The organism is Parageobacillus sp. NEAU-HV-2 (assembly GCF_059115485.1).
The window spans coordinates 157,647-170,435 of the sequence record NZ_JBXUJJ010000003.1; the positions used below are offsets into that span (position 1 = coordinate 157,647).

Here is a 12,789-nt window from a genome sequence, read left to right on the forward strand (position 1 = left end):
TAAAACCGACTAGTCGGTTTTGGTCGTTTGCAATAGAAACAGGTGACAACTGTCTCTGCTTCTATTAAGACCGACTAGTTGGTTTCTTTACACACACATTATTTCTCCTCCGAAAACGAATGAAACAAAGGCGGCAGCAAAAATCGGGAAATGGACGGTTTTTCCTTCATTTCTTCCCGCAGCACGGCATGCAAAATAAAATCGGCAAAGTATTTTGCGATTTGTTCGATCGAAAGCGGACCTTCCGGGTTATACCATTTATACGTCCAGTTGACCATGCCCATAATCGACATGCCGGTAATTTCCACAGATAGTTCAGGACGGAATTCTCCCGCTTCGATCCCCTCCCTGATGACGCGAAAAATGACTTGTTTGAATTCATCGCGTTTTCGGTTAATCTTTTCCGAGTATTCCGGCTTTAAATATGTGCTTTCTTGATAAAAAACGGTAATGTGAGGCTTATATAAATGAAACACTTTAACAAACGACTGGATAATGGCATATAAGCGCTCTGTCGGGGTTGTGTAATTTTCATACGCTTCCTGCGCCTTGTTCAAAGCATACGTAATAAATACGTCGTGAATGTGATAAAGCAGCTCGTCTTTTGACTTAAAGTTATGGTAAAAGCCGCCTTTTGACGTATCGCTTTCCGTCACAATACGGTCAACGGTCACGCCGTGATACCCATATTTTTCAAAAAGGTGAAGAGCAGTGTCGACAATTCGGTCTTTTAGCGGTTTTTCTGTCATGATAAATCTCCTTTATTTTTATGTTACCATCATTTTCTGAAAAAATGAAATATTTTTTATTTACTTTTAGTTATAAAATACAGAATAGTTGCCGGAAATGTCAATTATCGTTTATCATCAATCATGTAACGAAAAAGAAAGGAACGATATGATGGCGAAAATATTAGTGTTAAACGGCAGTTCAAGAGAAAACGGAAATACCGAACAGCTGACAGACGTGATGTTGGAAGGCGTTTCTTGCACTCGTATCAATATAAGAGATTTTTTCATTCAGCCGATTGTCGACAAACGTCATGATCCGGCAGGGTTTACGAAAGTTGACGATGATTATGATCAAATGATTGAACTCGTCCGCCAGCATGATGTTCTTGTATTTGCGACGCCCATCTATTGGTATGGAATGAGCGGGCATATGAAACAATTTATCGATCGCTGGTCACAAAGTTTACGGGATACACGCTTTTCTTTTAAAGAAGAAATGAAAAAGAAAAAAGGCTTTGTCGTGATTTGTGGCGGTGACAACCCATATATAAAAGGTCTTCCGCTCATTCAACAGTTTCAGTACATTTTTCAATTTATCGGTCTTGAATACATCGGCTATGTGATCGGAGAAGGAAACGCTCCTGGGGACGTTTTGCACGACAATCGAGCCATCAGCCAAGCGAAATACTGGAACCAATTTTTTCGCTCGCTATAAAATTCCCCGCTTTATGTCGGGGAATTGTCCTTTAGCTCCCAAAAAAGCATTCCGTCATTTTCGCATTTTCGTCGAAACCCAGCTTTTTCTAACACACGTTTAGAGGCGATATTATCTTGGGTGCATTCGGCAATGACCTTGTTCACTTCCGGGCATTGCTGCAACCAATGTACAAAAGCAATAACCGCTTCGGTTGCATATCCCTGCCCTTGATATGTCGGCACAATCCCGTATCCGATTTCAATGACCCCGTTTTCATCCGGAGCTCCTTTTCCTCCGATTTCTCCAATAACCATGTGGTCGTCTTTATGAACGATTAGTCCGCTCCATTTTTGTTGTTCAGGATGTTTCTTCCATTGTTCTAAAAGCCACGGCAATATTTCCGCATAATCGCGGTTTGGCCACTCTGCCGCGACATCATACCCAGAAACCTTTTTCAACGCTTCCTTTCCTTCCATAGCGGCTTCAAGACAGTTCATAGAAAAATGAATGATCTGCAAACGTTTTGTTTCGATGGGAAACATTTTTCAACACTCCTCTCTTGCATCTCCATTGGCCTCCCTCTTTAAGAAACAAACTCGAGAATCGTCTCAATGACTTCCGTTTCCCAGCGATGTCCGTCGAACGTATGGTTCGCTCCTTCTATCAAATGGACGGTGGCGCGGCTGCCATAGCATAATTGCTCATACATATGGCTGACGCGGTACGGTACGACATCATCCTTCGTTCCATGAATAAGCAGCACAGGGCCGTCGTACGGCTTGGCTCGCTCAAATACGTTGATCGTTTGTAAATCCTCCAAAAATGCACGTCCGACTAAGTTGCCCCCATGGTCAAAATACGGAGCGGTCACATCGATATTCCCTTGCCGAATCGTCTCCGCAATCAGCTCATGCATGTTTCCCGCCGGCGCCATAAGAATTAGTTTGGCGACATCGTTCGGTCTTTCGCCGGCAACGACGCTGGCAACAAGCCCGCCCATGCTGAGGCCGAGCAAGTAAATGCGCGACGGGTCAATGCGCTCATCGCGTTTGACAAAGTCGACAATCGCATGCGCTTCCTCTATTTCTTTCGATACGGTCATGTCTTCAAAGTCGCCGTCGCTTTCCCCGCTGCCCAAAAAGTCAAAGCGGAAGCTGGCGATTCCTTGCTTCTCAAGCGCGCGCGATATTTTTAAAAACAAACGGTGCGGTTCTAGCTTCGTGCCGGTAAAGCCGTGAAACAAAATAACCGCAGGGATCTTTTCATCCAGCGCTTTTTCCGGGATATGCTCCATCCCACGCAATGTCATGCCTCGATGAGTCAAAGTAATCGCGTTTTGCACCTTCGTTCTCCTCTCTTCATTTTTTATCCACTACTATGTTCGCTATATTTTTATGGCATTCCTCTATGACATATGGGTGATTTCCACAATTTTATACATAATCATGACGGTTTTTCCAAAACATAAAGATGGAGGTGGCTTCTTTTGGAACCGATGTTATGTCCGAACTGCAAAACGAATCGAACCCGTTTTCATTTAATCGAGCAACATCCGCGAGCAGTAAAGCTTAACCCACAAACAGGCGAAATTGAACAAGAGTATACGAACGAAACTTTAGAACCGTTCCATCTTCCATATCGCGGTCCAAGCTATCGCGTGCAGTGCGGCACATGCGGATTAATTGAGGATGCTGAGATGTTTATTCAACGTGCGAAATCTTTACAAATGAGGTGAGAGGCATGGCAAATGAAAAGCAAACTCCGTCATCGGCAGTTGATCAAAAGCAGCTTGTAAACGACAAAGCAAAATCGGCAAGAGAAAAAGGCGATCAGCATATCCGTCGGGTTACACCAAACGGAGCGGACGGGCAATAATCATGAAAGGTGGGCCTACTTCCCTAGTCAAGTAAGCCCACCTTTTTCTAGAGATACATCGTCCATGTACCGATATCGCGAAAACCAAGGCGTTTATAAATGCTGCCTGCCTTTGGATTATCATAAAATAAGCATAATGTTTTCCCTTCGGAAAGCAAGTCTCGAATTAATTTTGCAACAATAGCACTTGCGTATCCTTTTTTGCGATGCTCTTCATCGGTACAGACGCCGACAATCATCGCGGATAACGAATTTTCCGCTGACGTGGATGCAGAAGCAACTATATTACCATTTTTCTCGATGTAATACGTTCTTGCCGTCTTCGCCTCCATCCCTTTCACGAGCATCTCTCTTGTGTTCGGGCCAACGACGAATTCGGCAATGCGCCGTCGCAATTCGATAATGCGATCTACGTCCTCAAGCGTAGCCTCTTTAATTTCTATTGAGTGATCCATTTCGTTCGCGTATTCATCTGTATCGCATTCGCAAAAATACATGACACGCTTATTTTCGAGCGGCAACCATTGTTCAAACCGCTCCACGATAGCCGACTTACCGGAAAGCATGAAAGAAGAATCGCTCGTTTGCCGAATCAACGCGGCAAACCCTTCGACATCAAAATCTCCTTGCGCATACGGAATAAAAGAATTATAATACCGAAGCAGCACTGCTTTTAGACTGCCTGTTTCGTCCAATTCTCCCCAAATTTCTTGGAAATCGGCATCATACCCAAACGATTCGATGTCACCGATAATAAATAAATTAAACGATGGTTCTTTTTGCAGAAATGAAAAAAGCTGGTCATGGTCATGCTTTGTTAGACGCCGAATCATCTCTCTCCCCCTCTTTTTTTAGATTTTTACTATCATACTATACTGAACCAAAATTAGGCAATCATCATATACATAAATTTTATGCAAACTGATGATAAACGAAACAGATGGAGGAAAAACGAATGAAATTTGTTGACGAGCTATATGAATACTATAAAAACCGACTCACAGGCGATGAAGAAGATGCGGAAGTGATGACGATGTCGATTTTGGAAGAGCTCGACCGCAACGATTTGCTGCAGCTCATTCAAGAAATGACCGATGAGGAATTAATGGGGATGGTGGGGCTTTACATTCTCGAAAGCCTAAAAGCGAAAATGGCGCAGGATGGAATCGGACAAACAAAACTACGAGATATGCCAATCGTTCATTGAAAAACAACATAGGATGGCGTGGCTACGCCATCCCTGAGATTATTTTATCGAAAAAACTCCACATCGTATCCTTCTTTTAACAACACTTGGTGAATTTGATGAATATGCTCCTCGTTTTTCGTTTCGAGCGAAAAATGAATTTCCGCCTGTCCCGGCAATACTTTCGCGCCGATGCGCTGATGGTGGATCGACATGACATTTGCTTCTAGCTCTGCGATAATGCGCAACAATTTATTTAGCTGGCCAGGTTTATCAGAAATAACGGTCGTAAACGTGACAAACCGTCCAGATTCGACGAGCCCGCGTTCAATGATTCGCGAAATGAGAGTGACATCGACATTGCCCCCGCTTAATATAGCAACGACTTTTTTTCCGGTAAACGGCAGCTTTTGATACAACAGCGCCGCCAGCGGGCACGCCGCGGAACCTTCCACTAACAGCTTGTTCCGCTCCAGCAAATATAACATCGTCCGTGAAATTTCTGCTTCTTCGACGCAAACGACGCCATCTACGTATTTCTCAATATATTCGTACGTGATATTTCCTGGCTTCTTCACTGCGATACCATCAGCAATCGTATCAGAGGAAGTAATCGTTACCGGCTTTTTATGACGTAGCGCCGCCGTCATTCCAGGGCAAGCAGACGATTCGACTCCATATACTTGAATCGACGGTTTTAACTGTTTTAATGTAAATGCCAAACCAGCGAGGAGGCCGCCGCCTCCAACCGGGCATAGAACAACATCGACATCCGGAATCTGCTCGAGAATTTCCAAGCCGATCGTGCCTTGTCCTGCCATGACCGCTAAATCATCAAACGGATGAACAAATGTCATCCCTCGTTGCCGCTGCAGCTCAAGCGCATACTCGAGCGATTCATCAAACACATCGCCATACAAAATCACTTCCGCTCCGTATCCTTTTGTCGCTTCGACCTTGCTTAATGGCGCTCCCTTTGGCATGACAATCGTGCACGGGATGCCGATCATGCTGCTGGAGTAGGCGACCCCTTGGGCATGGTTTCCTGCCGATGCGGCGATCACCCCGCGTTTTCGTTCTTCTTCTGTTAACGACATAATTTTATTAAATGAGCCCCGCACTTTAAACGAACCGGTTTTTTGCAAGTTTTCCAATTTCATATACACATTATTGCCGGATAAATTGCTAAACGTTTGCGAATGCTCGAGCGGGGTTTGATGAACAACTCCTTTCATTTTCTCTTTTGCTTCTAGTACATCATTTAACGTTAGCATCGTTTTCATCACCTAACTATCTCATTTCAGCTATCACACTAATCATTATATAAGAAAAATGAGTAGTGCTACAAACTATACTGCATATAGCGTTTTTTTTCCTTCATTAAGTGGAAAGCGTACAAAAGAAACGGAAATCCTAGAACGCTTAGAAGTGCCAGTAAACCAAATATGTAGATTCCATGTGATACACCAAATAAAGAAAGGAAACATCCGCCTAATGTTGGTCCAAATGCATTTCCAATCGATGTAAATCCCATTGCCCCAAAATATAAACCTTTCATATGCGGCTTAGCGATTTGATCAATAAATAAATCCGACATGGTAAACATCATCACTTCGCCCATTGTAAAGACAACCATCGCCGCAACAAGAAAAGCGGGTTCATCGACAACCCCAAACAAGAACAAGCCGCAACCTACTGTCAACGTTCCTGACATAATCGATACAATCGGAGAAAAATATTTTCCGATTCGCGAGACCGGATACTGCATGACTAATACGGAAACAGCATTAACAACGATTAAATATGAAAATAACTCAACCCCATTTTGAAACTGCGGTGCGCTGGATAAGTATTGCGGAAGCGTCGAACTAAATTGTGAATAACCTGCGGTTCCTAAAATCATGCCAATCATAGCAAATAAAAAAATTTTATCATGTGCTAACACGTTGCACGCGCTTCGCAATGTAACGCGTTCTCTCGACGAATGCGCAGAAACGGCTTGAGAATCTCCGTAGCGGTGGAACAAAAACAATAGCGATGCCCCGTACAGCATATAAATAGTAGCTGTAAGCCAAAACGCCGAAGTAGAAGAAGCGCTTCCCATTTTTAAACCGAGCAACGGGCCGACAGCGGCGCCGACGTTAATCGCTGCATAGCGTAAATTAAACACAAGCAATTTTTTCTTTTGATCGGTTAAATCGGATAATAACGCCCGTGAAGAAGGTTCAAAAAAAGAACGGCATATACCATTAAAAGCATTGCAAAGAAAAAAGATTGCAACGTGATCAGCCACGGCAAAACCGATAAACACAAGCACCCATAGCCAAATGGAAACAAGCATGACCCGCTTTCTCCCAAACCGATCGGATAAATGCCCGCCGATAAATCCGGCAAATAAACTAACAAAGGCGCTAATCCCAATAATTGCCCCAACCTCCACAGGACTGATTCCTTTCACCTTGGTTAAATAGATCGACAAAAACGGGATCGTCATAAACATTGCTGTCCTCGCAAATAGCGTGCCGATGATAATATGTAAGCTGATTGGGTGTAACGTAAGAATGTTTCGCATATGTTTCCTCCTAGCACATATATGTTTTGCAAATCGTTTTAAACTTCATTATGATAGAAAAGTAACGAACGTTCGGAGGGAATAATATGAAAAAGAATCGATTTCTTCCCCTTTTATTTGCCATTATGTTTTTAGTGATGTCAGGATTTGGAATTATCATCCCTGTACTCCCCTTTTTAGCCGAAGACGTCGGTGCGACTCCGACACAGTTAGGGCTGCTGATGGCGATTTACTCGCTGATGCAATTATTGTTTGCCCCGTTTTGGGGGCAAATGTCGGACCGCTACGGGCGCAAGCCAATTTTATTCATCGGCATCGCCGGTTTATCGCTCTCCTTCTTTTTATTTGCCATCGCTAAAACGCTTGCCATGCTGTTTATCGCCCGTATTATCGGCGGAATGCTATCGGCAGCCACAATGCCGACGGCAATGGCATATATCGCTGACGTCACTACGCCGCAGGAACGCGGAAAAGCGATGGGAGCGATCGGTGCGGCTACGGGGCTTGGCTTTATTTTCGGCCCGGCGATTGGCGGCATTTTTTCGAAAGTGAATTTACATACCCCTTTCTTTATTTCTGGCGGGCTTTCCACCGTCACTGCTTTTCTCGTTCTTGTCTTTTTAAAAGAATCATTGACAGCAGATAAACAATCGGCAGTGTCCAGCAAAAACGAAACGCTTTGGCGCACGTTGAAAGGACCGCTTTTATATTTATACCTTCTTCAATGGTTTATCACCTTTTCCCTCGCCGGACTGGAAGCGACATTCGCCTACTTTGCTGCCAAACGCGCCGGATTATATTCCGCACAGCTAGGCTACATTTTTATGATTATGGGCCTTGCGAGCGCCATTGTCCAAGGGGGGCTTATCGGCAAATTGATTCGCAAATTTGGTGAAGGCCGTGTCATTCAAGGCGGCATTATCGTATCTGCGATCGGATTTGCCTTGATTTTACTCGTTCATAATTTTCTGACCGCTGCCGTCTTTTTATCGATATTTGGTGTCGGCAACGGCGTCATCCGTCCTTGTGTATCAGCGCTTGTCACAAAACATGCGCCAAGCGGCCAAGGGCGCGCCGCCGGGCTTCTCTCTTCCTTTGACTCACTCGGACGCATCGTCGGCCCTGTAGCTGCCGGCTGGATGTTTACGAAAATGATTGAACTTCCTTATCTTTTTGGCATTGGCTTATCTATTTGTGCTCTCGTTTGTTACCACCTATTTTCTAAACAATGAAGAGAGAGGCACCGGACGTTATCTTAGGGGAAATCTTCCCCTTTTTTAATTGTTGATTTAGAACATAGTTTAATAAAAAATTATAAATATTCACATTTTTTGTTATAATATTGAATGGTAAAATATCACTATACGTAACTGGAATTTTATCACAACATTTCGATTTGCGTAATATTTTTATCTTTTTTCGCTCTTTCAGAACCTCTCTTCAATCGTTTTATATTAAAATTTCATTAGGTAAGCAATATGAGAAAAGTTGAAAATAACCGAAACATTGTGTATGACTGCAAGTATCATGTCGTATTCTGTCCGAAGTATCGTAAGAAAGTACTTGTTCCTCCAATATATTGAGTCTCAACAAACAAGAAGCGGGAAGTGAATCTTATGCACAAAGCATTTAAGTTCCGGATCTACCCTACAAAAGAGCAAGAAATATTAATGAACAAGATGTTCGGTTGTTGTCGTTTTGTTTTCAATCACTTTTTAGAAAAGTGGAACAAAGCTTACGAGCAAACAGGGAAAGGTTTAACCTATCATGTTTGCGCAAAGCAGCTGACCCAGCTAAAAAAAGAGCTTGATTGGTTAAAAGAAGTGGATTCTACAGCGTTGCAAAATGCATTGAAACATCTAGACGACGCATTTCAACGCTTTTTTAAGAAACTGAATGACCTTCCGCGCTTCAAAAGCAAGAAAAACCCTGTCCAGTCTTACACCAGTCAATGCAATTACCCGAAGAAAGGAAAACCAACGGTTGAAGTAGTTGGAAATAAGATCAAACTACCAAAGTTAGGATGGGTAATGTTTGCGAAATCAAGAGAAGTCGAAGGAAAAATCCTTTCTGCTACAATCCGTCGAACCCCAACAGGAAAATATTTCGTATCGGTCGTTTGTGAAACCGAAATCAAGCCATTACCAACTTCCAAAAAGGCAGTCGGCGTTGATCTTGGTTTAAAAGATTTCGCAATTCTCTCTACTGGCGAAAAAATCAATGCACCAAAATACTTCAGAAAGTACGAAAAGAAGCTAGCTAGGTGGCAACGAATCCTATCTCGCCGCCAAAAAGGCGGTTCTAACTGGAACAAAGCACGCTTAAAAGTGGCTCGAATTCATGAAAAAATCGTAAATGCAAGACGTGACTTCCTACATAAGTTGTCCACCAAACTGATTGACGAAAACCAAGTGATCTGTTTGGAGGACTTGCAAGTAAAAAATATGGTGAAGAATCATAATCTGGCAAAATCAATCACAGATGCGTCTTGGTCTGAGTTTGTAGATATGTTGGAATATAAGGCGAAATGGTATGGCAGAACCATCGTAAAAATGGACAAACAATTTCCATCTTCACAACGTTGCTCTGAATGTGGCTATCAAAACAAAGAAGTCAAAAACCTAAACTTGCGGGTGTGGACATGCCCGAATTGCGGAGCGCACCATGACCGGGACGTAAACGCAGCTATAAACATCTTGCAAGAAGGGATAAGACTATTCACCGCTGGGCCGGCGGGTGGAGCTTGGTCCATTTCTCTTCGGTAGAAGGGATTACCCAAGAATCCCCTGCCTTTAGGCATGGGGAGTGGTCAATCGTTCAAAATTTGCTTATATAAAAACAAAACGACACGGGAAAGGATGAAACAAATTGACGGAAAAATGGTATTACACTTCCCCAACAACTAGCGAATGGACAACCACGATCACAAGCGCAGAAAAAGACGGAGATACATACATTGTCACATTAGCGGAAACGGCGTTCTATCCCGAAGGCGGCGGACAGCCATGCGACAACGGCACAATCGCCGGTATCCCTGTGCTAGAAGTGTTCGAAAAAAATGAAGAAGTATATCATCGTCTTTCTTCCCTTCCTGACGCATCGACTGTTCGTTGTCAAATTGATATGGCACGCCGTCTCGACCATACCCAGCAACATAGCGGCCAGCACTTATTGTCTGCCGTGTGCATCGAACTGTTTGACGCGCATACTGTCGGATTCCATATGGGCAATGAAGTCATAACGATTGATTTAAACGTCCCGTCTTTATCAGAACAGGCGCTTACAGCCATCGAAAACCGCGCCAATGAATTGATTTACGCTAACATCCCTGTCGAAACCTATTACGTAACAAAAGAAGAAGCACGCCAGCTTCCGCTTCGCAAGCTTCCTGAAATCGAAGGAAATATCCGGATTGTCGAAATAAAAGGGGTTGATGTTTCCGCCTGCTGCGGCACGCATGTATCACGGACGGGGGAAATCGGCATAATTAAGCTGTTGAGAACGGAACGCCATCGCGGAATGACACGCCTCTCCTTTGTTTGCGGCAAACGCGCGCTTACTGACTATCAGCTGTCCCATCGTATCGTAACCGCTGCTTCTTTGCAACTGGGAACGAATCGGGATATGCTGCTTGACGTTCTCGGCAAATGGGAAGCAGAAAAGAAAGAGATGCAAAAGCAGCTTGAACAATATAAAGAGATCATATTTGCAACAGAAGCGGAAAACGCCGCTCAACAAGCAGGGCAAGAACAGGTCGTCGTACGCGTTTATGAACAATATACGTTAAAGGACATACAAACTATCGCCAACATGATTGCCAACCGCTATGAAAAAACGGCGATGCTGGCTACAACATTAGAGCAGCGCATCGTGATCGTCAAAGCGCCTTCCCTTTCTCTGCACATCGGAAAGCAGCTCAAAGAAATGCTTGTATTATCAAGCGGAAAAGGCGGCGGAAACGAACGGCAGGCGCAGGCCGTTTTTCCTTCCGAAGAAGAGATGCGAAAATTTCTTCGTTTATTGCAAGAGGACATTCAAAAGGTGAGCGTTCGCGATGGACGCCCACCTTCCTCTTGACCAGCATAGCCATATGAAAGAAAACATAAAAAGCAGGGATTACTGGGCAGCCACTGATTTGCGCTCCAGCTATCGGGAACTGGAATTACAACAAAGATTGCGAAACAATCGCCGCCGTCATTACCGCCAATATGAAAAAATTGTTCATTCAATGATAGCCAAAATAAATATATTTTTGTACAATAACTAATGAATGTTCAATAAGGAGTTTGGGATAATGGACGATTTATCTTACGAACACCTGAAAAAGCGAACAGCGGAATTAGAACAGCAAATACAATTTTATCAAAATTTTATTAGAAAAATCCCGTTTCCATTTGTTTTCACCGATTACAAAACAGGAATAAAATTAGAAAAAAGCCGCGAAAAAGCAGCGCCAATCATGAAACCGATCCCTGCTTCGCCGGCAAAAGAGACGGAATTACAATGGGATATTGATTTTTATCGCGACATACCGTTTGAGAAAATCGAGACATTTTTAACGCCGATTTTTGACCTTGTTCCCCATCACATTGTGTTTGTCGATGGCAACGGCATCATTACGCTTTGCAACTTGCAAGCGGCCAACGATACCGGGGTGAACCGCGACGCGATCATTGGAAAACATATCCGCGAATTATTGCAGCTGCCCGATGAGCTGATTGTGACGTTACAGTCCATTGAAAAAAAGGAACCAATCTACAATCAGGAAGTACTAGACCGCTTTTACGGCATCATTAATACACGCATTATTTATAATGACGACGGCTCGATCAAACGGGTCATCAGCATGTTCCAATCGTTAAACTTGATGAAGGAAAACGAAAAACTTGCTGTCGCCGGCCGCATCGCCGCCGGGATTGCCCACGAAATTCGCAATCCGCTAACGACGGTGCGCGGCTATTTACAGTTTTTGAAAAGCGATCTTCCGGATCGAATTATTTCGCTTATCGATCGCCTGCTTATTCCCGAGTTAGATCGCGCCAACAGCATTATTACCGACTTCTTAAGCATCGCAAAGCCTGCGGATATTAAAATGGAAAAAATCCGACTCAACAAATTTATTTTAGAAGATGTAGGAATGCTGCTGCAAAGTGAAGCGTTGCTAAATAATGTCAATGTTTATTTTGACTTAGATAAACAGCTGGATCCGTATGAAATAAACGGTGATAAAAAACAGTTGCTACAAGTGTTTTTAAATTTATTCCGCAATGCAGTCGAAGCAAAAGTAAAAAAGACAATGAATGTTACCATTTCCAGCAAACGATCGAACAACATAGCGCAAATTCAATTTTGCGACGATGGTCCGGGCATACCGCCGACAGTGATCGATCATATTTTTGATCCGTTTTTCTCCACTAAAGAAACAGGTACTGGCCTTGGGCTTCCACTATCGCGAAAAATTATCGAAATTCACAAAGGAACGATGAAAGTACAAAGTGATGGCAACGGTACATGTTTTCTCATTGAGCTACCCATTGACGACAAAAAGCTGTCCCTATAATAACGGGACAGCTTTTTGCTTATACTTTTATTTTAATAATAGTTTCTTTTTCTACATTTTGCATTTAGAACAACGTTTAATAAAAACATCTTAAAAAGAAAAAGATTTCATTCTTGTTTCTCCCTTTCTTTTCTATTATCCTATATTAATAGTGCAATCTTTATAGAA

The 12,789-nt window shown here is 43.2% G+C and carries 15 protein-coding genes and 1 pseudogene; 10 read left to right on the top strand and 6 right to left on the bottom strand.

Features of this window, described 5'->3' with window-relative positions; all coding sequences use genetic code 11:
- Positions 1-98: 98 nt before the first annotated feature.
- Positions 99-749: a TetR/AcrR family transcriptional regulator gene (locus AC1WMD_RS07035; RefSeq protein WP_494256461.1), complete on the bottom strand. Its 651-nt coding sequence runs from the start codon at positions 747-749 to the stop codon at positions 99-101.
- A gap of 151 nt (positions 750-900) precedes the next feature.
- Between AC1WMD_RS07035 and AC1WMD_RS07040 the strand changes: the two genes are divergently transcribed.
- Complete coding sequence (locus AC1WMD_RS07040) at positions 901-1,446, top strand: flavodoxin family protein (protein ID WP_494256689.1); 546 nt, start codon at positions 901-903, stop codon at positions 1,444-1,446.
- An 11-nt stretch (positions 1,447-1,457) separates the two neighbouring features.
- On the opposite strand, the gene AC1WMD_RS07045 is transcribed toward AC1WMD_RS07040, so the two are convergent.
- Together AC1WMD_RS07045 and AC1WMD_RS07050 are read right to left on the bottom strand one after the other, a co-directional pair.
- Positions 1,458-1,970, bottom strand: a complete 513-nt coding sequence (locus tag AC1WMD_RS07045; RefSeq protein WP_494256463.1) for a GNAT family N-acetyltransferase — start codon at positions 1,968-1,970, stop codon at positions 1,458-1,460.
- A 41-nt stretch (positions 1,971-2,011) separates the two neighbouring features.
- The gene (locus tag AC1WMD_RS07050) at positions 2,012-2,770 is read right to left on the bottom strand and encodes an alpha/beta hydrolase (RefSeq protein ID WP_494256464.1); all 759 of its coding nucleotides are present in this window, start codon (positions 2,768-2,770) and stop codon (positions 2,012-2,014) included.
- Between the two features lie 144 nt (positions 2,771-2,914).
- Here AC1WMD_RS07050 and AC1WMD_RS07055 point away from each other — a divergent pair, with 144 nt between their 5' ends.
- Complete coding sequence (locus AC1WMD_RS07055; RefSeq protein ID WP_043904934.1) at positions 2,915-3,163, top strand: hypothetical protein; 249 nt, start codon at positions 2,915-2,917, stop codon at positions 3,161-3,163.
- Positions 3,164-3,168: 5 nt separating this feature from the next.
- Positions 3,169-3,303 (top strand): hypothetical protein, encoded by a 135-nt coding sequence (locus tag AC1WMD_RS07060; RefSeq protein WP_260676062.1) that lies wholly within the window; start codon positions 3,169-3,171, stop codon positions 3,301-3,303.
- Between the two features lie 47 nt (positions 3,304-3,350).
- Here AC1WMD_RS07060 and AC1WMD_RS07065 read toward each other — a convergent pair whose 3' ends face one another.
- Positions 3,351-4,136 (bottom strand): GNAT family N-acetyltransferase, encoded by a 786-nt coding sequence (locus AC1WMD_RS07065; protein ID WP_494256466.1) that lies wholly within the window; start codon positions 4,134-4,136, stop codon positions 3,351-3,353.
- A 122-nt stretch (positions 4,137-4,258) separates the two neighbouring features.
- Here AC1WMD_RS07065 and AC1WMD_RS07070 point away from each other — a divergent pair, with 122 nt between their 5' ends.
- Entirely contained in the window at positions 4,259-4,510 is a 252-nt protein-coding gene (locus tag AC1WMD_RS07070) for a DUF6154 family protein (RefSeq protein WP_494256468.1), read from the top strand.
- A gap of 44 nt (positions 4,511-4,554) precedes the next feature.
- Here the strand turns inward: AC1WMD_RS07070 and ilvA are convergent, their stop codons facing one another.
- Both ilvA and AC1WMD_RS07080 read right to left on the bottom strand, forming a co-directional pair.
- Entirely contained in the window at positions 4,555-5,763 is a 1,209-nt protein-coding gene (gene ilvA / locus AC1WMD_RS07075) for a threonine ammonia-lyase (protein WP_043904937.1), read from the bottom strand.
- A gap of 68 nt (positions 5,764-5,831) precedes the next feature.
- Positions 5,832-7,061: an MDR family MFS transporter gene (locus AC1WMD_RS07080; protein WP_494256469.1), complete on the bottom strand. Its 1,230-nt coding sequence runs from the start codon at positions 7,059-7,061 to the stop codon at positions 5,832-5,834.
- Between the two features lie 86 nt (positions 7,062-7,147).
- Here AC1WMD_RS07080 and AC1WMD_RS07085 point away from each other — a divergent pair, with 86 nt between their 5' ends.
- The 6 genes and pseudogenes from AC1WMD_RS07085 (at position 7,148) to AC1WMD_RS07110 (ending at position 12,621) form a co-directional block, all read left to right on the top strand.
- Entirely contained in the window at positions 7,148-8,293 is a 1,146-nt protein-coding gene (locus AC1WMD_RS07085) for an MFS transporter (protein WP_043904939.1), read from the top strand.
- A gap of 246 nt (positions 8,294-8,539) precedes the next feature.
- Positions 8,540-8,629: pseudogene (locus tag AC1WMD_RS07090) on the top strand (transposase); the annotation flags it as partial.
- Positions 8,630-8,677: 48 nt separating this feature from the next.
- Complete coding sequence (tnpB, locus tag AC1WMD_RS07095) at positions 8,678-9,826, top strand: IS200/IS605 family element RNA-guided endonuclease TnpB (RefSeq protein ID WP_494256470.1); 1,149 nt, start codon at positions 8,678-8,680, stop codon at positions 9,824-9,826.
- Between the two features lie 103 nt (positions 9,827-9,929).
- Positions 9,930-11,138, top strand: coding sequence for an alanyl-tRNA editing protein (locus AC1WMD_RS07100; protein ID WP_494256472.1), 1,209 nt, complete (start codon positions 9,930-9,932; stop codon positions 11,136-11,138).
- Complete coding sequence (locus AC1WMD_RS07105; RefSeq protein ID WP_494256473.1) at positions 11,116-11,328, top strand: hypothetical protein; 213 nt, start codon at positions 11,116-11,118, stop codon at positions 11,326-11,328. The genes AC1WMD_RS07100 and AC1WMD_RS07105 overlap by 23 nt, the downstream gene beginning before the upstream one ends.
- A 27-nt stretch (positions 11,329-11,355) precedes the next feature.
- Positions 11,356-12,621 carry a two-component system sensor histidine kinase NtrB gene (locus tag AC1WMD_RS07110; RefSeq protein WP_494256474.1) on the top strand — a complete coding sequence of 422 codons (1,266 nt, stop codon included), beginning with the start codon at positions 11,356-11,358 and terminating at the stop codon, positions 12,619-12,621.
- The last annotated feature ends 168 nt before the right edge of the window (positions 12,622-12,789 follow it).